We start from the raw sequence: 18741 nt of genomic DNA on the forward strand, positions 1-18741 counted from the left end.
CCCCGCCCCTACGGCACGAGCAGCTATACAGTTCGCAAAAACACGAACACCTCATCCTCGCCCAGCCGGAACTGCTCGTGCAGGCCGCACAGGCCCAGCTTGGGCGCAGGCACACCGCCGCCCAGCCGCTTAGGAGCCCGAATGACGCGGGCTTCGTCCCAGAGCCCATCTTTGAGCAGCGAGTTGAGCACCGTGGTTCCGCCCTCTACCAGCACCGATTGCACCTGCCGCTTCTGCAGCTGCAGCAGCATCTGCGGAAACAGATCTTCGGCCTCCGACAACACCACAAATTCTACGTTGGGCTGGCTGGCCCGTTCGCGGTAAGTGAACACCAGTGTGGGCTGGCTGCCATCAAACAACTGGTGCGTAGGAGGAAGGCTCAGATTTTTGTCGATGACCAGGCGCAGCGGGCTCTGGCCGGGCCACTCGCGCACATTCAGGCGGGGGTTGTCGTGCAGGGCCGTGCGGGTGCCCACCAGAATGGCCTGTTCCTCGGCCCGCCACTGGTGCACCGCCACCCGGCTCTGCTCGCCGCTAATGGCCACCGACTGATAGTAGGGTCCGGCCAAATAGCCGTCGGCGGTTTCGGCCCACTTGAGCACCACGTAGGGCCGCTGCTGCTCCTGGGCCGTGAAAAAGCGCCGGTTCAGCCAGCGGCCTTCGTCCTCCAAAACTCCGGTTTCCACTTTAATGCCGGCCTCGCGCAGCCGGGCAATGCCCCGGCCAGCCACCAGCGGGTTGGGGTCGGGGTTGCAGATAATGACTTCGGCTACTTGCTTTTCGATGAGCAGGTCGGCGCAGGGCGGCGTTTTGCCGTGGTGGGCGCAGGGCTCCAGCGTAACGTACACGCGGCACTGGGGTAGCAATTCCGGCTCTGCAACGCTATTGATGGCATTTACCTCGGCGTGGGGGCCGCCGTACTGCCGGTGCCAGCCCTCGCCAATAATGCGGCCTTCATGGGTGATAACGCAGCCCACCAACGGGTTGGGCCGGGCGTATCCGGTGCCGAGCCGGGCCAGATCGAGGGCGCGGCGCATCATGAGCAGGTCGAAATCGGAAGCGGCGAAGGGCATGGGCAGGCGAGATGGGGTGGAAGCAGGGCCGGGGCTGTGAAGATACGTGCCCTGCCCGAACCTGCCTGCGGACCTGGCCCCGGCTTTCGGCCGTACTTTTGCCCCATGCCCACGCTCCGCCAGCTTACCGCCGACCTCAGCACCGCCCTGCAAGCCCTCTACGAAGCCCCCGAAGCCGAGGCCATAGCTGGTCAGGTACTGGAACACCTGCTGCACCTGACGCCCTTGCACCGGCTGATGCGCGCTGCGGAAGAAGTGGGAGCTGACGAGCGGCTGGCCGCACTGCCCGAAATCCAGGCGCGGCTGCTGCGCCACGAGCCCCTGCAGTACGTGCTGGGCACGGCCCACTTTGCCGGCCTGGAGTTGAGCGTAACGCCTGCCACCCTCATTCCGCGCCCCGAAACAGAAGAGCTGGTAGAGTTGATTGTCCGCGAGCAGCGCGGCCGTTCGGGGCTGCAGGTGCTGGATGTGGGCACCGGCTCGGGCTGCATTCCGCTGGCACTGGCCGCCCGGCTGCCCGGGGCTCAGTTCACGGCCGTCGATGTGTCGGCCGAGGCCCTGGCGGTGGCCCGGCGCAACGCGGTGCGGTGCGGCGTAGCAGTCGATTTTCAGCAAGTAGATATTCTGGCCGCCGCGCCTCAGCTGCCTGCGCCACTAAACGTGCTGGTGAGCAACCCGCCCTACGTGTTGGAAAACGAGCGGCCCCTGATGCGGCCCAACGTACTGACCTACGAGCCCGCCACTGCGCTGTTTGTGCCCGACCATAACCCGCTGTTGTTCTACCGGCGCATTGCTCAGCTGGGCCAGGAGCTGCTGGCGGCGGGCGGGGTGCTGTACTTCGAAATCAACGAGCAGTTTGCCACCGAGACCGAGGCACTTTTGCGCGGGCTGGGTTACACGGCAGTGGAGAGCTACGAGGATATTTTTGGCCGGCCCCGGCTGGTGCGGGCCACCTGGGCGGGAGCGTTGGCCAATTCGAAAGGGTAGCTGCTGCAACATCAAGCGGCACTTTGGGCCTTGCTTTCAGGGCCTGAGGCACTGAGCTGTAAACCGCTTAGGTTTTTAAGGTAGGAAACTTCCCCGCTCAAAGCCTTACCTTTGCCGGCTCAATTATTGCCGGCCCCGCCTGCCCGTATGACCGAAACGCTACCCGCCTACTATGCCCACCCAACCGCCGTCATCGACGCAGGGTGCCGGATTGGGACGGGGTGCCGTATCTGGCACTTCTGCCACGTAAGCGCCGGGGCAGTGCTGGGCGAGGGCTGCAACCTGGGCCAGAACGTTTTCGTAGCCGACGGCGTGAGCCTGGGTCGTAATGTAAAGGTGCAGAACAACGTAAGCCTCTACGCCGGCGTAGAGTGCGCCGACGACGTGTTTTTGGGCCCCTCGGTGGTGTTTACCAACGTGCGCAACCCCCGCGCTGCCGTGCCCCGGCGCGGCGATGCGCACTACCTGCCCACCCGCCTCGGGCGGGGCGTGAGCATCGGGGCCAACAGCACCGTGGTATGCGGCGTTACGCTGGGCGAGTACGCCTTCGTGGGTGCCGGCTCGGTGGTAACCCGCGATGTGCTGCCCTATGCCCTGGTGTATGGCAACCCGGCCCGGCCCCGCGGCTGGATGAGTACCCACGGCCACCGGCTGGCCTTTGATGCCGCCGGCCAGGCCACCTGCCCCGAAAGCCGCCAACAATACCAGCTTACCAACGGCCACGTTTCACTGCTTAGTTGATTGTAGCATAGCTGTCTGAAAAACAGACCGCCGTCATTCCAGCCTAACCGACCTCAAGTCCCCAAGACCCTATACCGTGTACGACCAACTAGTTAACAAGCAGGCCAAGCTGGCCGTTATCGGCCTCGGGTACGTGGGCCTGCCCATTGCCCTCGAATTCGCCCGCAAAATTGAAGTTATCGGCTTCGACATCAATGCCAAGCGCGTAGAGATGATGCGCAACCACGTAGATCCGAGCGGCGAGCTGGAAGCCAAGGACTTTGAAGGCTGCGACATCGAGTTCACCGATTCGCTCGACGTGCTGCGCGAGGCTACGTTCTTCATTGTAGCCGTGCCCACGCCCATCGACGAGCACGCCCAGCCCGACCTGAAGCCGCTGCTCGGCGCTTCGGCTTCGGTGGGTAAGGTGCTCAAGAAGGGCGACTACGTGGTGTTTGAAAGCACTGTGTACCCCGGCTGCACCGAGGACGACTGCATTCCGGTGATGGAAAAGCACTCGGGCCTGCGCTTCGCCGACGGCGACTTTAAAGTGGGCTACTCGCCCGAGCGCATCAACCCCGGCGACAAGGAGCACACGCTCAGCAGCATCGTGAAAGTGGTGGCCGGCTGCGACGCCGAGTCGCTGGAGGACATTGCTAAAACTTACGAGCTGGTAGTGAAGGCCGGCGTGCACCGGGCCAGCTCCATCAAAGTGGCCGAGGCCGCCAAAATCATCGAAAACACCCAGCGCGACGTGAACATTGCGCTGATGAACGAGCTGTCGATGATTTTCGACCGCATGAACATCAACACTTACGAAGTGCTGGAAGCGGCCGGCACCAAGTGGAACTTCCTCAAGTTCTCGCCCGGGCTGGTAGGTGGCCACTGCATCGGTGTCGACCCCTACTACCTTACCTACAAGGCTAAGGAGCTGGGTTACGATGCCAAGGTGATTCTGAGCGGCCGCACTACCAACGACAACATGGGAGCCTACATCGCCCGCAAAACGGTGCAGATGATCATCAAGAAGGGCAAGGATGTGGCCAAAAGCCGGGTGCTGGTGATGGGCGCGACCTTCAAGGAAAACGTGGAGGACATCCGCAACTCCAAGGTGGCCGACGTGATTCAGGAGTTGAAGAATTTCTCGGTGAACGTGGACATCGTGGACCCCTACGCTGATTCCGACGAACTGTTCCACGAGTATGGCTTCCGCCTGACGCCCGCCGATGAGGTGCGCTCCGACTACGATGCCGTCGTGGTGGCCGTGAGTCACCAGCCCTACACCAAGCACAACGAGGCCTACTTCCAGTCGATAACTTCCGACGACGCCGTGCTGGTCGATATCAAGGGCCTGTTCCGCGGCAAGGTGCAACAGATGCAGTACTGGAGCCTGTAAAATCAGTTGTCAGTTGCTAGTTGTCAGTTGTTAGTTTCGTTTTGAAATAAGCAACTGACAACCGACAACTGACAACTAGAAAATGACAACTAGCAACTGACAACTGAATGTCTAGAACGAAAATACTGGTAACGGGTGGGGCGGGCTACATTGGCTCGCACGCGGTAGTAGAGCTGTATCAGGCCGGTTTTCAGCCGGTTATCATTGATAACTTCGTTAACTCCCAGGAGTCGGCGTTGTGGGGTGTGGAAGAAATTCTGGGGGTGAAGGTGCCCCTGCACCGCATCGACTGCAACGACGCCGAAGCACTGCGCGCCGTGTTTGCCGAGGAGGGCAGCCTGCGCGGTGTGATTCACTTTGCCGCCTACAAAGCGGTGGGCGAGTCGCTGGAAAAGCCGCTGGAGTACTACCAGAACAATGTCGGTTCGTTGCTGACGCTGCTAACAGTGATGCGCGAGTTTGGGGTGGAGGCACTGGTGTTTTCGTCGTCGTGTACTGTGTATGGCATTCCCGACGCGCTGCCGGTAACCGAGCAGACACCTACCAAGCAGGCCAGCTCGCCCTACGGCGCCACCAAGCAGATGTGCGAAGACATTGTGCGTGATGTAGCCGCGGCGCCGGGCAACAAGCTGCGTACCATTCTGCTACGCTACTTCAACCCGATTGGGGCCCATGCTTCGGCCAAAATAGGGGAGTTGCCGCTGGGCGTACCCCAGAACCTGATTCCGTACGTGACCCAGACGGCCGCTGGCATCCGCGAGCAGCTGACCATCAATGGCGACACTTACGACACGCCCGACGGCACCAACATTCGCGACTACGTGCATGTGGTGGACCTGGCCAAAGCGCACGTAGTGGCCGTGCAACGGCTGCTGGCCGGCACCGGCGACATGGTAGAAACCTTCAACGTGGGTACTGGCCGTGGCAACTCGGTGCTCGAAGTGGTGCAGGCGTTCGAGCGCGCCACCGGCGTCAAGCTTAACTACCGCATCGGCCCGCCCCGCCCCGGCGACGTGCCCGCCATCTATGCCGACGTAACCAAATCGGTGCAGCAACTGGGCTTTCAAACCTCATCTTCGCTGGAAGAGGCCCTGGCCAGCGCCTGGAAATGGCAGTTGTCTTTGGGTAAATGAGTAGCCAAAATAGTGTCATGCTGAGCGCAGCGGAGCGAAGTCGAAGCATCTCTACCGCCTCGTTGCCGAACTAACTCTTACATCAGGATTACCACTGCGGTAGAGATGCTTCGCTCCGCTCAGCATGACACCGTTCTACAAGCAAACAGACAAAACCATGAAAATCATCATCACCGGCGGGGCCGGCTTCATTGGGTCGCACGTGGTGCGCCTGTTCGTGACCAAGTATCCGGAGTACCAGATTCTGAACCTGGATGCCCTGACGTACGCCGGCAACCTGGAAAACCTGCGCGACATCGAGTCGGCACCTAACTACCGGCTGGTAAAGGGCGACATCACCGACCAAGCGTTTGTAGATGAGTTGTTTGCCCGCGAGGAGCCCGATGCCGTTATTCACCTGGCTGCCGAAAGCCACGTCGACCGCAGCATTACCGACCCGCTGGCTTTTGTGAAGACCAATGTGCTGGGCACGGTGCACCTGCTGAACGCCGCCAAAAACCTATGGAAGCCGCTGGGCTACGAGGGCAAGGTGTTCTACCACGTGAGCACCGACGAAGTGTACGGTTCGCTGGATTTCGGCCCCGACATGTTCACCGAGGAAACCAGCTACGACCCCCGCTCGCCCTATTCGGCCAGCAAGGCGGCCTCCGACCACTTTGTGCGGGCCTGGCACCACACCTACCACATGCCCATCAAGCTGAGCAACTGCTCGAACAACTACGGCCCCAACCACTTCCCCGAGAAGCTTATTCCGCTGGCCATCCACCGCATCCAAAATGGCGAGGCCATTCCGGTGTACGGCAAGGGTGAAAACGTGCGCGACTGGCTGTTCGTGAAAGACCACGCCACGGCCATCGACGCCGTGTTCCACAAGGGCACCGTGGGCGAAACCTACAACATCGGCGGCGTGAATGAGTGGGCCAACCTGGAGCTGATTCACTTGCTCTGCGACACGCTCGACGAGAAAACCGGCAAGGAGAAAGGGACCTCGCGCAAGCTCATCAAGTTTGTGACTGACCGCGCCGGCCACGACCTGCGCTACGCCATCGACAGCTCAAAAATCATGAATGAGCTGGGCTGGAAACCGTCCGTTACGTTCGAGCAGGGCCTGGGCCTAACCGTGGACTGGTACCTGGAAAACCAGCAGTGGCTCGATAACGTGACCAGCGGCGCTTACCAGGATTACTACCAGAAACAGTACGCCCAGCGCTAAGGCGCTGGGTAATTCTGAATTATAGATTTTGAATTCTGAATTGCTCGGCGTTATCGGTTTGAAGTAAGCCGTCATTCAAAATTTAGAATTCAAAATTCATAATTGACCCATGTACGAAACTCCTTTCCACGACCGGCCGCTCGATAACCTGGCGTTCCTCGTAACCGGCGGGGCCGGCTTCATCGGCTCGAACCTGGTGGAATACCTGCTCAAGTACAGCGCCAAAGAGGTGCGCGTGCTCGACAATTTCTCCAACGGTTTCCGCAAGAACGTGGCCCTGTTTGCCGATAACCCGGCCCTGCGCGTGATTGAAGGCGACATCCGCGACCGGCAGACCTGCATTGATGCTTGTAAGGGCATTGACGTGGTACTGCATCAGGCGGCGCTGGGCTCCGTGCCCCGTTCCATCAACGACCCGATTACCAGCAACGACGTGAACGTGGGCGGCTTCGTGAACATGCTGGTGGGTGCCAAGGAAGCCGGCGTGAAGCGGTTTGTGTACGCGGCTTCCAGCTCCACCTACGGCGACCATCAGGCCTTGCCCAAGGTGGAAGACCGCATTGGCAAGCCCCTCTCGCCTTACGCCGTCACCAAGTATGCCAACGAGCTGTACGCCGACGTGTTTGGCAAAACCTACGGCATGGAAATCATCGGGCTGCGCTACTTCAACATCTTCGGCCCCCGCCAAGACCCTAACGGCGCGTATGCGGCCGTTATTCCGCTCTTTATTGATGCCGTGCTGGAGGGCCGTCCGCCCCGCATGAACGGCGACGGCGGCCAGACCCGCGACTTCACGTTCGTGGAGAACTGCGTGCAGGCCAACATCAAGGCCGCGCTGGTCGACAGCAAGGAAGCCGTAAACCAGGTGTACAACGTGGCCGTGGCCGACCGCACCTCCCTCAACGACCTGTTCAACATCCTGAAGGCCGAAGCCAACTCCGACATCGTGCCCGAGTACGGCCCCGACCGTGCCGGTGACATTCGCGACTCGCTGGCTGACATTTCAAAGGCTAAAAACCTGCTCGGCTACGAACCCAAAGTACGGATTCAGGAAGGCCTGCAGAAGACGCTGGACTGGTTCAAGACCCACCAGGAGTTTATTGCGGAACGGAATTAGCACATAAACAACTGTCATCCTGAGCGGAGCGAAGGACCTGTACAGAAGGTAGTATCAAGTAATAGCTTCTGTATAGGTCCTTCGCTCCGCTCAGGATGACAATCTATCATTCAAGTTCGCAAGTCCCTACAACATGAAAGGTATTATCCTCGCCGGCGGCTCCGGCACCCGCTTACATCCGCTCACGCTGGCCGTATCCAAGCAGATGATGCCCGTGTACGACAAGCCGATGGTGTACTACCCGCTGTCGATTCTGATGATGGCCGGTATCCGCGAAATCCTCATCATCACCACGCCCCACGACCAGGAGCAGTTTAAGCGCCTGCTCGGCGACGGCTCGCGGCTGGGCTGCCGCTTTGAGTACGTGGTGCAGGAAGTGCCCAACGGCCTGGCTCAAGCCTTTGTGCTGGGTGCCGACTTCATCGGCGCCGACAAGGTGGCGCTGGTGCTCGGCGACAACATTTTCCACGGCGAAGGCATGGAAGAGCTGCTCAAGAGCAACAACGACCCCCAGGGCGGCGTGGTGTACGCCTACCACGTACACGACCCCGAGCGCTACGGCGTAGTCGAGTTCGATGCCAACAACCAGGCGCTCAGCATCGAGGAGAAGCCCGCGAAGCCCAAGAGCAATTACGCCGTACCGGGCCTGTATTTCTACGACAACGATGTGGTGCAGATTGCCCGTGACCTGAAACCCAGCCCCCGCGGCGAGTACGAAATCACCGACGTGAACCAGGAGTACCTGCGCCGCGGCAAGCTGAAGGTGGGCATCCTGGGCCGCGGCACGGCCTGGCTCGATACGGGCACTTTTGAGAGCCTGATGCAGGCCGGCGAGTTTGTGCGCGTGCTCGAGCAGCGCCAGGGCCTGAAGGTGGGCTCGATTGAGGAAGTGGCCTACCGCCAGGGCTTCATCGACGCCGACCAGTTGCGCGCCATTGCCGAGCCGTTGCGCAAAAGCGGCTACGGCGACTACCTCATGCGCCTGCCCGAGCAGCTGCTGATGTAGCTTTCAGCAGGGAGTTGAATAAAGCGAGAGGCGAGGCTTTCGTGCTACTGGCGTAAACCGTCCAATAGCATGAACGTCTCGCCTCTTACTCTTTCTGCTTACTTGCCACCCGAAGCACGGTTTTCGTAAATTCAACGCAAATCAACCTCCCTATTCCATGAAAAAACTGCTGTTTCTCGCGCCGCTGCTCGTGGCCCTTGCTCTGCTGGGCAGCTGCAAAAAGGTGTTGGGCTTCCTTGAATTCGATGTAGACGATTCGCAGACGCTGGTGGTGCCGAAAAGCTCGCCGCTGGGCCCCCTGACGCCGCTGGTACCCGTGCCGGTAGCGTCGAGCAGCCAGGCTACCTTTGCCAGCAACGGCACCAGCGCCGATTACGTGCAGGATGTGACGCTCGACAAGCTTACGCTCACCATCACCAACCCAGCGGGCCAGAATTTCAACTTTCTCAAGCGCATCGAAATCTACATCAGTACCGATGCCAGCAGCGCTGACCAATTTCTGCTGGCCTCGCTCGACCAGGTACCGGCCAACGTGAGCACTATTTCGCTGAACCCTTCGGACCAGAAGCTCGATCTGTTTTTGCGGGGCGACTCCTACACGCTGACTACCAAAGTCCAGCTTAACACGCTGCTAACGCAGGACGTGACAATTCGGGCCGACGAGCGGTTCAAGGTGAAAGCCCGTAAGCCGTAGCAGTTCGGCTATGAGTGAACTGCCCGAAATCCGGGCTAATTCGCGGCCCGTATATTTGCGGAAAAATTCAACTTCCATGAAAAAAATACTGTTTCTGCTGCCCTTGTTGGGCTTCCTGATTTTTTCGGGCTGTAAGAAAATCAATGATTTGCTGACGTTCGAAATTTCGGATTCGCAGAACATTAAAATTCCGGCCAGCGGCTTGGTTACACCTCCTTTTATCTCGCCCATAGCCGTGCCGGCGCGCTCCGAGCAGAACTTCAAAAACAACAACACCCGCGCCGACCTGGTGAAGGATGTCAGCCTGACGAAGCTCACGTTGACCATCACCGATCCGGCCGCCGAAAACTTCAATTTCCTGCGCAGCATCAGAATTCTCATCGGCACCGACCAGAACGATAAAGTGCCCCTAGCTTCGCTGGACGATGTGCCGATGGGCGTATCGAACATCGAGCTAAAGTCGAGCAACACTAAACTTGATAAGTACCTGAAAGCCGAGAGCTACACACTTTACACCGAGGTAACGCTACGCGGCAACGTGGCCCGCGAGCTTACCCTGCGCTCCGACTCCAAGTTCAAAGTAACCGCTGACCCGCTGTAGCCCAGCGGCGCATTCCAAACGGCCTGCTTCGCCCTTTGCACGGTTTCCGTGGGAAAGGGCGAAGCAGGCCGTTGCTTTTTCTGATGGTGTAGCGCTACTGGCGGCTCAGCGTTTGTGGCTTAGCGGTTGCGGCCGTACTGCTCGTGGCTGCTTACCCAGTCGGAGCTGCTGATGGCCGAGCCCAGGCTAAGCTCGCCGGCCAGCACCACGCCGGCCACTATTTCGGCGAACTTGTTGACGGTGCCGCGGCCCACGCAGCCCAGCATGCGCAGGTACTCATTTTGGGTGGCCAGGCCAGTGCCGCCGCCGTGGGTGGCCACAATTAGGCTCGGGATGGTGATGCTGATGTAGAGGTCTTTTTCGGGGGTTATTTCGGAATAGAAAATGCCCGCTGACGACTCGCTGACGTTGGCCACATCCTGGCCGGTGGCGATGAACAGGGCCGTAATGCCGTTGGCCGAGTGCGCCCCGTTGTTATTGGCCCCCGACATAAACGCACCCACGTTGCTCACCTGCCCGTGGTAGGCCAGTTGCTCGGGCGTTACGCGCATGCGCTGCAGCAGCAGGTTGCGCGGAATAACGGCCTCGGCTACCACGCGCTTACCGCGGGTGCGCATCACGTTTATCTGGGAGGCTTTTTTGTCGGTGGCGAAGTTGGATTCGAGGTAGAAGTGGCGCACGGGGGCTCCCTTGTAGTTCTCCAGAATCCAGGAGCAGGCGGCGAAGGTGGCACGGCCCACCATGTTCTGGCCGGCCGCGTCGCCGGTGCTGTAGTTGAAGCGCAGGTAGGCGAACTTGTTGCTCAGGTAGGTATCAATATACTGCAGCTTGGCGATGCTGGAGGTGCTTTCGGCCTCCGGCCGGATGCGGCCGATTTCCTCCTCTACCCAGCGCCCGAAGTCTCGGGCCCCGCGGGCATCATCGAACACGAATACCGGGGCCCGCTGCATGGCGTCGCCGATAACCGTGCATTTCACGCCGCCGCTGAGGTTGAGCACCTGAATGCCGCGGTTGTAGCTGGCTACCAGCGTGCCCTCGGTAGTCGCCAACGGAATCAGGAAGTCGCCCTGGGCATGCTCGCCGTTTACGTGCAGCGGCCCGGCCAGCCCCACCGGAATCTGGGCCACGCCCGTGAAATGCTCGCAGTTGCCCTGCAGCGCGTGGGCATCGAAGGAGTACTGCTTGAGGTGCTCGAACTGCTGGCCCGTAAATTCCTCGGCAAAGTCCTGGCGCTTCTTGATGGCCTCGTCGGAGTAATCGTCGTGGGAGTCGCGCGGGATGCGGGCGCGGTTGTCGGGCACGAGCGTGATGCTGTCCTCCACTTCCACGTTCAGGTCGCCGAAGGGGTCGGAGGCAAACTGCACCTGAATGGTGTGCAGGCCCTCGGCCAGCTGGCTGGTGGCCAAATAAAACGTGGCCGACTGGCCCACCGGCAGCGTAAAGCCCGCGCTGTCGGCGTTGAACACCACGGCCGGCCGCACGTCGCCCTCGCCCAGATCAATGGCAATTTCGCTCACCCCCAGCCGCACATCGTCAATCTGCACAAAGTCGATGCGGGTGATGCGCACCGTGTCGAGGCGGTTTTTGATGCTGAAGGCCACGCCCTCGGGCGTGTTGCGCAGGCTGCCGCGGGTGTAAAGCAGCTTGAGCAGCATGGGGCTGGGCGTGAAAACCATACGAGCGGGCGTTAGGAGGTTGGGAGTTGCAAAGGGTAAAGTAGGAATTTCTGGCGGATAGAAGCTGGGCGGTGCGGACGGTAATAGCAATCCTCTCGTAAACCAGCGCCTCAACGGACTCGTTTTTTCGGTCGGTCCTCGTCATCATAGCTGAAGGTTACCGGAATCGTTTGCTTTACCGCCATCGGCCGGCCTCGCGGGTCCAGAGCCGGCGTAAAATGACCCAGCAGCCCGACGGCTCGCACGGCCGCCGAGTCGGCGTCGGGCTGCAGGCCCTGCTCTACGGTGGGGTTGCGTACTTGGCCCGTAGCATCAATCGTGAATCGCACGAACACGCGGCCATCTTTTTGTAGTTGGGGCGGAAAGCGTAGATTCTTGTTAATGTCTCGTAGCATCCCGCCAAAACCACCATTTAGATACACCGGATACTGACAGCTCCAGCAGTGCCACAGCGGGTCGTAGCCCAGGGGAGGGCCAAATGGCCGTGGCAGCTTTGAACTGTCCGGTGCCACCTGCGCGGCGGCGGGCAAGCCACTTAGCAGCAACAGGCACAGTAGTAACAGCCAGTTACGCATCTTACTCGGCGCTGAAGGTGATGGGAATGATATAACTAACCGCATCGGCCTTGCCTCTACGGCCAGTTGACACAAAATGCCCACTTAATAATCCGGCCAGTCGGAGCGCCTCCGCGTCAGCCAGCGGATGCAGGCTTTTCAGCACAGTGGAACTACTGATTTCCCCATTCTCCTCGACCATTACCCGAACATAAACCTTTCCTGTAATGGAAAGAGGGAGTCCTTCGGGCCATTGCGCATACCGGCTCAGAAATGCTATTAAACTGTCATTGCCGCCTTTGAAAGCCGGTGTTCCCGCGCCGGGCCCGAAACAGTCGATAGGAATAAGTTTTGGAGGTGGTTTAATTTTCTGCGCACTGACACTCTGCGAATCGGCAGTTTCAATTGCCATTCGGGGTAGCTGAATGGATGGGTCAGCAGTTGGTGGATCTTCTCCACGGCCACAACCCAGCAGCAACAGGCACAGCAGAAACCGGGCAGTCATAGCTATTCGGTGGTGAAGGTGATGGAAACGCACAAGAGCTGCAGACCTGGCCGGCGAGTTGCCGGCCGAGCCTGCAGCTACCGTTCAGCAACTCGCAGGCCGCAGCAAGCCGATGTTAATACAACGCCGCGCTACTGCCCAACTGGCTGTCCGCGCCCGCTACTTCGCGCTCGTCGGCTCGGTATCCTCCCAGAACTCGCGGCCCTCGGTGTCGATGTAGCCGATTGCGCCCGACGGGGTTTGCACCCGGGCGACGCCGCCGAAGAAAGGCGCCGCCCGCAGGTAGCGCGGCTCGATGAGGCGGCGACCTTCGGGACCGAGGTAGCCCCAGCGGCCGTTCTGGCGCACGGCCGGCAGCAGCGGGCTGCCGCCGCGGCGCACCGAATCATACTGCACGGGCTGCACCAGTTTGCCCCGGTTATCGAGCACACCCCACTTGGTGCCCTGGCGTACCAGCAGCAGGCCATTGTAGTTGTCCTTTATTTCGTCGTAGATGGCTGGTATGCGGGCTGTGCCCACGGTAAAGCGGAAGCCTACCTTGCCATCGGGGCCGCGCACCACGTCGCCCTGCTCAAGTGGGTCTTCATCGGCTGGGTCGGCTACTTCGGCAGGCGGAAGGCGGCGGCCGGCAGGGCCAATGGTAAAGGCTTCGCCGTTGAGCGACACGGTGGCCTGGTTGTTCCGGAAATTACCAGCCATTTCATACTGGACCGGAGTTACGGGGTTGCCGCTGCCATCAATGTAGCCATACAGGCTTCCCACCCGCACCCAGGCCAGCTCGTCGGCAAAGGGGCCGGCCTCGTCGTAGCGGGCGGGCAGCACCAGCCGGCCCCGGCGGTCGGCGTAGCCCCACTGACTGCCCTGCCGGAAGGGCACCAGCCGGGCTTCGGTAGCCTGCGCCCAGGCCGCCAGGGGCTGCCCCAACGCCAGCAGCGCCGATATTAGTAGCAAAAGCAGCACTCGTTTCATGGATAGGGGGGAGGGAGGACAGACCGAAGTCTGGCATAGCGAAGGTAGGCACTTTGGCTAAAACCACAGCCCACCCAACTGGTTGATCCAGGCGCTCTTCACGCGCTGCTTGCTAGTCCGTTGGCTGGCGCCCGGTCGGGCTGCATCCAGGCAAAGTGCCACGGCAGCAGCAGCAGCAGCCGGGCGGCGGGCCAGATAAGTGAGGTAGCTGCCGGGCTGCTGGCCCTGCTCCGGGTTGCCGGAGCACCAGGAAAACCTCAGGAGGCATAGTTGGCAAAAGCAGCGCAAAGCGGCTGGCGTGCTATTGGCACGTCTGGTAGTTGCGGGGGCCGTACCGGGCGGTGTATATTGGCCGGAGCCCCCGGTACCCGGCTGCTGTTACTGCCCTCTTATATTGTACTGCTCATGAAGAACTGCTACTCCCTGGCCGCCGCGCTGGCCCTCACGCTCTCGGTTGCCGGCCCGGCCTGCGCCCAAAAAAGCAAGCCGGCCGTTTCCGCCGACCTAACCGCCCGCATCGCCCAGCTGGCCGAGCAGGGAAAGCCCCAGGTAATTGCCTGGCGCCGCGACCTGCACGAGCATCCCGAGCTGGGCAACCAGGAAACCCGCACCGCCGCCCTGGTAGCCGCCCACCTGCGCAGCCTGGGCCTGGAGGTGCAGACCGGCGTGGCCCGCACTGGCGTAGTAGCCCTGCTGAAGGGCGGCAGGCCCGGCCCCGTAGTGGCGCTACGGGCCGATATGGATGCGTTGCCCGTAACCGAATCCTCTGGCCTGCCCTTCGCCTCCAAAGTGCGCACCGACTACAACGGCCAGCAGGTGGGCGTGATGCATGCCTGCGGCCACGACACCCACGTGGCCATGCTGCTGGGGGCGGCCGAGGTGCTGGTGAAGATGAAAAAAGACCTGCCCGGTACCGTTAAGTTCATTTTTCAGCCGGCCGAGGAAGGCTCGCTGCCGGGTATAGAGGGCGGCGCACGGCTGATGGTGAAGGAGGGCGTGCTCGAAAACCCCAAGGTCGATGCCGTCTTCGGCCTCCATATTCAGGCCCAGACCGAGGTGGGCCGGCTGAGCTACCGGCCGGGCGGCGAAATGGCCTCCTCCGACGTGTTGAGCATCAAGGTGAAGGGCAAGTCGGCGCACGGTGCCTACCCCTGGCTGGCCGTTGATCCGGTGGTAACGGCCGCCCAGATCATCCTGGGCCTGCAAACCATCGTCAGCCGCCAGGCCGAGCTGACGGAGGATGCTGTGGTGCTGACCGTGGGCATGGTGCACGGCGGCGTGCGCCACAACATCATCCCCGAGCAAGTGGAGCTGACCGGCACCATCCGCTGCCTCAACAAAGACATGCAGCAGAAAGTGTGGGCGGCCGTGCGCCGCACGGCCACCGGCATTGCCGAAAGCGCCGGCGCCACGGCTGAAGTCGATATTACCAACTATGCCCCCATCACCTACAACGACCCGGCCCTGACCGCCCGCATGGTGCCCAGCCTGGAGCGCGCCGCCGGCCCGGCCAACGTAACTGTGCAAAAAGCCGTAACCGGGGCCGAAGACTTTGCTTTCTACCAGGAAAAAGTGCCCGGCCTGTTCGTGTTTGTGGGTGGCATGCCCAAGGGCACGAACCCCGCCACCACCGCCCCGCACCACACGGCCGCCTTTTTTGTAGACGAAAGCGGCCTCACGCTGGGCGTGCGCACCCTCGCCACCCTGGCCCTCGACTACCTCAATGGCAAATGATTTTTGAGCTAGGTCGGTGTAGGAGCGGGGCTTGTCCTGCCCGCCGTTCCCGCCGTTTCAACAACTTTGTTCAACTATGCGAACGGCGGACGCGGACAAGCCCTGCTCCTGCGTGACTCGAGCTGGCTAACAGGACATTCGTCATTAGATGAAACGAAGCCAATTGTACATTACCCTCAACCTGAACATAAGCTAACAGCTGAAAGCTAGTAGCTAACAGCTCAACAAAAACATGAATATTGCCCTTGTAACCTGCGAAAGCCTGGCCCAGTACGGTGCCCCTAATGTTGACGATGAAGACGCCCTGCTCACCCGCTACCTGCGCGAGCAGGGCCACGATGTGGAGCCGCGCATCTGGAGCAACCCGGCCGTGGAATGGGGCCGCTACGACGTGGTACTGCTGAAGTCGCCTTGGGATTATTTCGACCGCGTGGAGGAGTTTCTGCACTGGCTCGATGCCCTGGAGCGGGAGCAGGTACGCCTGCTCAACCCCGTGAGCATTGTGCGCTGGAACACCAACAAGCGCTACCTGCTGGAGATGGAGCGGGCCGGTGTGCGCATTGTGCCCACCCGGCTGCTGCCCCGGGGCGAAGCCGTAGATGCCGCCGCGCTGCTCGACGAAATGGGCCAGGACCAGATTGTAGTGAAGCCGGCCGTAAGCGGCGGCGCCAAAAACACGTTCATTATCAGCCGCCACGAAACGGCCGTGCGCCAGCCCCGGCTCACCGAACTGGTGGCCCAGGAAGACTTCCTGGCGCAGCCCTTCCTGTCGCGCATTCAGGAGGAAGGCGAATGGTCGCTACTCTACTACGGCGGCGAATTCAGTCACGCGGTGCTTAAAACGCCTAAATCGGGCGACTTCCGGGTGCAGCACTACCTGGGCGGTGCTATTGCCCCCCGCCAAGCTCCGGCCCACTTGCGCCAGGCCGCCGACCGTATCGTGCAGCAGTTCGCGCCGGGTTGCCTCTACGCCCGCGTCGATGGCCTCGACCAGGACGGTGAGCTGCTGCTCATGGAGCTGGAGCTTATCGAGCCGTTTCTCTACCTCGCCTCCGACCCCCAGGCCCTGCCCCGCTACGAGCAGGCCCTGCGGCGGATGATTGAATAAATTGATAAACCAGAACGCGGAACCNNGGTTCCGCGTTCTGGTTTATCAGCCTGACTTCTTACGAAAACCCGTTCACCGTGAAGCCGCCGTCCACGGCCAGGGTTTGGCCGGTGATGTAGGCGGCGGCGGGCAGGCACAGGAAGGCCACGGCGGCCGCCACTTCTTCGGGCTCGCCCACGCGGCCCATCGGCGTGCGAGCCAGTACGCTGGCGCGGAAATCCGGGTTTTGCAGCACGGTTTCGGCCAGCGGCGTGCGGATGTACCAGGGCGCCACGCAGTTCACCCGGATACCCGCGCCGGCCCACTCGACGGCCAGGTTGCGCGTCAGCTGCACCAGCGCGGCCTTGGTCATGCCGTAAATAGCCCCGGTGCGCATGTGCGTGAGGCCGGCCACCGATGAGATGTTGATGATGCTGCCGCCGCCGGCTGCCACCAGCTGCGGGTGCAGCCCCCGGCTCAGCTCCCAGGCCGAATCGAGGTTGGTAGCCAGCAGCTGCCGGTACTCGTCGGTGCTGTAGTCGAGGCTGGGCTTGCGGATGTTGGTGCCCACGTTGTTGACCAGGATGTGTATTTGGGGCCAGCGCTCAGCCAGTTGGGCCAGCAGCGCGGTGCGGCCGGCCGGTGTGCTCACATCGGCGGCCAGGGCGTGGGCGGGCAGACCCTGCTGCTGCCAGGCGGCCACTTGCTGCTCCAGGTCGGCGGCGGTACGGGCTACGGCTACCACCGTAGCGCCCAATGCCAGCAGCTCGGCGGCCACAGCCGCCCCAATGCCTTTAGAGGCGCCCGTTACCACGGCCGTTTGGCCGGCCAGGCTCCAGCGGGCCTGATGAGCGGTAGAGAGATTTGTCATCCGGAAGGGCGTAGTAGGCTGCTGAAACTGTTTGAAATTTGAGGGGGGCTGGAGCTACTTTAGTCGTCAGGGCTACCGAGCCCACGGCGCGTATTCCAGCTTCAGCTCCAACTGGCCGTAGTTATCGTTGAGCGAGGAGGCCGAGCGGCCCGACTCGGAGCCGGCCGGGATAGCCGTGCTGATGTCGTCGAGCTGGTCGGTGGTTGTGAGCGAGTATGAGCCCTCGATGGTGGCATTGAGCCGCGAGGTAAGCCGGACGGTGACGCCTACGCCCACCGGCAGTACCAGCGCTAGGGCCGGATAGTCGAACCGTTCGGGTTCGAGGTAGACTGGCGTGAAGTTGCCACTGGGACGTTGCGTACCGAGGTATGCCTTCGGGCTATACAGGGCCAGGCCAACGCCGGTTTTAATATAGGGCTTGATGATGGATGACCGGCCGGCCGGCAGCGAGTAGGCGCCCGGGTCGCGCAGCGGCTCCCAGCGCACAAAGGCCGTGCCCACCGCATTGTTGCCCCTGAACGCCAGTCCCCGGCCTGGTAGGTAGTCTTTGGCCCCCAGCTGCAGGTACGACACCTCGCTGCCCACCTGCCAGTGCGGATGAAACTGGTAGAGCAGGCCCGCGCTCAGGCTGGGGCCCAAAAACTGGTCGCCCAGGCTGCTGGTCAGGTCGCCGTTGTAATAGCCCACGCCGCCGCCCAGAGTAAAACGCAACGGGCCTTTGTAATACAGGCGGCCCTGCTTGTCGTAGTGGCGGGGGCGGCGCTCGGGGCCGGCCGCCGACTGGGCCAGCGCCGAATGCGTAGCGGCCGTGGTGAGCAGCAGGGCCGCAGCAGGCAGAAAGGAGCGAAGGGTCACGAAGTCAGAAAGCAAAATGAAGGGCTCACCGCGCCAGAAGCGTGGCCGCCCGATGGGTCTCTAACGGAAACCGACGACAAATGATTGTCTGGCGGGCTTTGCGCCGTAGATTACACGCTTTCGGAGCGGGATGCTTAAGTAGTCATGCAAAAGTAATCGTGTATTGTTTGCCGACGTTGGTTAAGACGTCTTCGAGTCGTTGGAGCAGTGTTTGGTCGGTGGCATAGTCTTGTGGCCTTATCCAGTAATGCTTGCAGCGGTGCCAGAGCAATTCGATGTGGTTGAGTTCGGGACTGTAAGGGGGCAAAAACAACAGGCTCAGGCCTGCCGCTGCCCACTGTTTGTGGCAGGCCTGCACCACGTGGGCTTTGTGAATGGAGGCGTTGTCAAGCACCAGCACCGTAGGACCGCTGAGCGTTTGACAGAAGTCGTGGACAGCCAGCACAAACAAGTCGGCTGTCAGGCTGCCTTCGCGCAGATAGGCTTGCACGGGCTGGCCTGGCACATGCGCCTGCCAGAAGCCCAGCACCGAGTGCCCGCCCCGTCCGCG

At 61.4% G+C, this 18741-nt stretch carries 19 protein-coding genes; 11 read left to right on the plus strand and 8 right to left on the minus strand.

Translation table 11 applies throughout. The annotated features are described in order from the left end of the window. Positions 1-23: 23 nt before the first annotated feature. Positions 24-1073: a bifunctional diaminohydroxyphosphoribosylaminopyrimidine deaminase/5-amino-6-(5-phosphoribosylamino)uracil reductase RibD gene (gene ribD / locus J7E24_RS13520; protein ID WP_251047198.1), complete on the minus strand. Its 1050-nt coding sequence runs from the start codon at positions 1071-1073 to the stop codon at positions 24-26. Positions 1074-1178: 105 nt separating this feature from the next. On the opposite strand from ribD, the gene prmC reads away from it, so the two are divergent. The 9 genes from prmC to J7E24_RS13565 all read left to right on the plus strand — a co-directional run bounded on the left by prmC (position 1179) and on the right by J7E24_RS13565 (position 9940). Next, the gene (gene prmC, locus J7E24_RS13525) at positions 1179-2060 is read left to right on the plus strand and encodes a peptide chain release factor N(5)-glutamine methyltransferase (RefSeq protein ID WP_215138684.1); all 882 of its coding nucleotides are present in this window, start codon (positions 1179-1181) and stop codon (positions 2058-2060) included. A gap of 147 nt (positions 2061-2207) precedes the next feature. After that, positions 2208-2801: an acyltransferase gene (locus J7E24_RS13530; RefSeq protein WP_215138685.1), complete on the plus strand. Its 594-nt coding sequence runs from the start codon at positions 2208-2210 to the stop codon at positions 2799-2801. Positions 2802-2877: 76 nt separating this feature from the next. After that, complete coding sequence (locus J7E24_RS13535; protein ID WP_215138686.1) at positions 2878-4176, plus strand: nucleotide sugar dehydrogenase; 1299 nt, start codon at positions 2878-2880, stop codon at positions 4174-4176. 107 nt (positions 4177-4283) lie between these two features. After that, entirely contained in the window at positions 4284-5309 is a 1026-nt protein-coding gene (galE, locus tag J7E24_RS13540; RefSeq protein ID WP_215138687.1) for a UDP-glucose 4-epimerase GalE, read from the plus strand. A gap of 157 nt (positions 5310-5466) precedes the next feature. Continuing rightward, positions 5467-6522: a dTDP-glucose 4,6-dehydratase gene (gene rfbB / locus J7E24_RS13545; protein ID WP_215138704.1), complete on the plus strand. Its 1056-nt coding sequence runs from the start codon at positions 5467-5469 to the stop codon at positions 6520-6522. Positions 6523-6631: 109 nt separating this feature from the next. Continuing rightward, positions 6632-7639: an SDR family oxidoreductase gene (locus tag J7E24_RS13550; RefSeq protein WP_215138688.1), complete on the plus strand. Its 1008-nt coding sequence runs from the start codon at positions 6632-6634 to the stop codon at positions 7637-7639. 133 nt (positions 7640-7772) lie between these two features. Further along, entirely contained in the window at positions 7773-8645 is an 873-nt protein-coding gene (gene rfbA / locus J7E24_RS13555; RefSeq protein ID WP_215138689.1) for a glucose-1-phosphate thymidylyltransferase RfbA, read from the plus strand. Between the two features lie 157 nt (positions 8646-8802). Next, positions 8803-9339: a hypothetical protein gene (locus J7E24_RS13560; protein ID WP_215138690.1), complete on the plus strand. Its 537-nt coding sequence runs from the start codon at positions 8803-8805 to the stop codon at positions 9337-9339. 76 nt (positions 9340-9415) lie between these two features. Continuing rightward, a complete protein-coding gene (locus J7E24_RS13565) occupies positions 9416-9940 on the plus strand; it encodes a hypothetical protein (protein ID WP_215138691.1) in 525 nt (174 codons plus the stop codon). 119 nt (positions 9941-10059) lie between these two features. Here the strand turns inward: J7E24_RS13565 and J7E24_RS13570 are convergent, their stop codons facing one another. The 4 genes from J7E24_RS13570 to J7E24_RS13585 all read right to left on the minus strand — a co-directional run bounded on the left by J7E24_RS13570 (position 10060) and on the right by J7E24_RS13585 (position 13644). After that, positions 10060-11616, minus strand: coding sequence for a hydroxymethylglutaryl-CoA reductase (locus J7E24_RS13570; protein ID WP_215138692.1), 1557 nt, complete (start codon positions 11614-11616; stop codon positions 10060-10062). Between the two features lie 110 nt (positions 11617-11726). Continuing rightward, positions 11727-12191, minus strand: coding sequence for an energy transducer TonB (locus J7E24_RS13575; protein WP_215138693.1), 465 nt, complete (start codon positions 12189-12191; stop codon positions 11727-11729). A gap of 1 nt (position 12192) precedes the next feature. Continuing rightward, the gene (locus tag J7E24_RS13580; protein ID WP_215138694.1) at positions 12193-12582 is read right to left on the minus strand and encodes an energy transducer TonB; all 390 of its coding nucleotides are present in this window, start codon (positions 12580-12582) and stop codon (positions 12193-12195) included. Between the two features lie 252 nt (positions 12583-12834). Further along, a complete protein-coding gene (locus tag J7E24_RS13585; RefSeq protein ID WP_215138695.1) occupies positions 12835-13644 on the minus strand; it encodes a WG repeat-containing protein in 810 nt (269 codons plus the stop codon). A 405-nt stretch (positions 13645-14049) separates the two neighbouring features. On the opposite strand from J7E24_RS13585, the gene J7E24_RS13590 reads away from it, so the two are divergent. Then, the gene (locus J7E24_RS13590) at positions 14050-15378 is read left to right on the plus strand and encodes an amidohydrolase (protein ID WP_215138696.1); all 1329 of its coding nucleotides are present in this window, start codon (positions 14050-14052) and stop codon (positions 15376-15378) included. Positions 15379-15610: 232 nt separating this feature from the next. Further along, on the plus strand, positions 15611-16486 hold the full coding sequence (locus J7E24_RS13595) for a RimK family alpha-L-glutamate ligase (protein WP_215138697.1): 876 nt from the start codon (positions 15611-15613) through the stop codon (positions 16484-16486). Between the two features lie 58 nt (positions 16487-16544). Here J7E24_RS13595 and J7E24_RS13600 read toward each other — a convergent pair whose 3' ends face one another. The 3 genes from J7E24_RS13600 to J7E24_RS13610 all read right to left on the minus strand — a co-directional run bounded on the left by J7E24_RS13600 (position 16545) and on the right by J7E24_RS13610 (position 18720). After that, positions 16545-17336 (minus strand): SDR family oxidoreductase, encoded by a 792-nt coding sequence (locus tag J7E24_RS13600; RefSeq protein ID WP_215138698.1) that lies wholly within the window; start codon positions 17334-17336, stop codon positions 16545-16547. A gap of 72 nt (positions 17337-17408) precedes the next feature. Then, complete coding sequence (locus J7E24_RS13605) at positions 17409-18191, minus strand: outer membrane beta-barrel protein (RefSeq protein ID WP_215138699.1); 783 nt, start codon at positions 18189-18191, stop codon at positions 17409-17411. Positions 18192-18333: 142 nt separating this feature from the next. Next, positions 18334-18720, minus strand: a complete 387-nt coding sequence (locus J7E24_RS13610) for a transposase (protein WP_317195627.1) — start codon at positions 18718-18720, stop codon at positions 18334-18336. Between the last annotated feature and the right edge of the window lie 21 nt (positions 18721-18741).

The organism is Hymenobacter sp. ISL-91 (assembly GCF_018613725.1).
Taxonomy (GTDB): domain Bacteria; phylum Bacteroidota; class Bacteroidia; order Cytophagales; family Hymenobacteraceae; genus Hymenobacter.

Excerpts from the sequence above, each read along its gene's own strand:
- J7E24_RS13590 (WP_215138696.1), top strand. The coding sequence starts at position 14,050 with ATGAAGAACTGCTACTCCCTGGCCGCCGCGCTGGCCCTCACGCTCTCG.
- J7E24_RS13575 (WP_215138693.1), bottom strand. The coding sequence starts at position 12,191 with ATGCGTAACTGGCTGTTACTACTGTGCCTGTTGCTGCTAAGTGGCTTG.
- J7E24_RS13595 (WP_215138697.1), top strand. The coding sequence starts at position 15,611 with ATGAATATTGCCCTTGTAACCTGCGAAAGCCTGGCCCAGTACGGTGCC.
- J7E24_RS13570 (WP_215138692.1), bottom strand. The coding sequence starts at position 11,616 with ATGGTTTTCACGCCCAGCCCCATGCTGCTCAAGCTGCTTTACACCCGC.
- ribD (WP_251047198.1), bottom strand. The coding sequence starts at position 1,073 with ATGCCCTTCGCCGCTTCCGATTTCGACCTGCTCATGATGCGCCGCGCC.
- J7E24_RS13585 (WP_215138695.1), bottom strand. The coding sequence starts at position 13,644 with ATGAAACGAGTGCTGCTTTTGCTACTAATATCGGCGCTGCTGGCGTTG.
- rfbB (WP_215138704.1), top strand. The coding sequence starts at position 5,467 with ATGAAAATCATCATCACCGGCGGGGCCGGCTTCATTGGGTCGCACGTG.
- J7E24_RS13550 (WP_215138688.1), top strand. The coding sequence starts at position 6,632 with ATGTACGAAACTCCTTTCCACGACCGGCCGCTCGATAACCTGGCGTTC.
- J7E24_RS13600 (WP_215138698.1), bottom strand. The coding sequence starts at position 17,336 with ATGACAAATCTCTCTACCGCTCATCAGGCCCGCTGGAGCCTGGCCGGC.
- J7E24_RS13560 (WP_215138690.1), top strand. The coding sequence starts at position 8,803 with ATGAAAAAACTGCTGTTTCTCGCGCCGCTGCTCGTGGCCCTTGCTCTG.
- J7E24_RS13530 (WP_215138685.1), top strand. The coding sequence starts at position 2,208 with ATGACCGAAACGCTACCCGCCTACTATGCCCACCCAACCGCCGTCATC.
- J7E24_RS13565 (WP_215138691.1), top strand. The coding sequence starts at position 9,416 with ATGAAAAAAATACTGTTTCTGCTGCCCTTGTTGGGCTTCCTGATTTTT.
- J7E24_RS13580 (WP_215138694.1), bottom strand. The coding sequence starts at position 12,582 with ATGGCAATTGAAACTGCCGATTCGCAGAGTGTCAGTGCGCAGAAAATT.
- prmC (WP_215138684.1), top strand. The coding sequence starts at position 1,179 with ATGCCCACGCTCCGCCAGCTTACCGCCGACCTCAGCACCGCCCTGCAA.
- rfbA (WP_215138689.1), top strand. The coding sequence starts at position 7,773 with ATGAAAGGTATTATCCTCGCCGGCGGCTCCGGCACCCGCTTACATCCG.
- galE (WP_215138687.1), top strand. The coding sequence starts at position 4,284 with ATGTCTAGAACGAAAATACTGGTAACGGGTGGGGCGGGCTACATTGGC.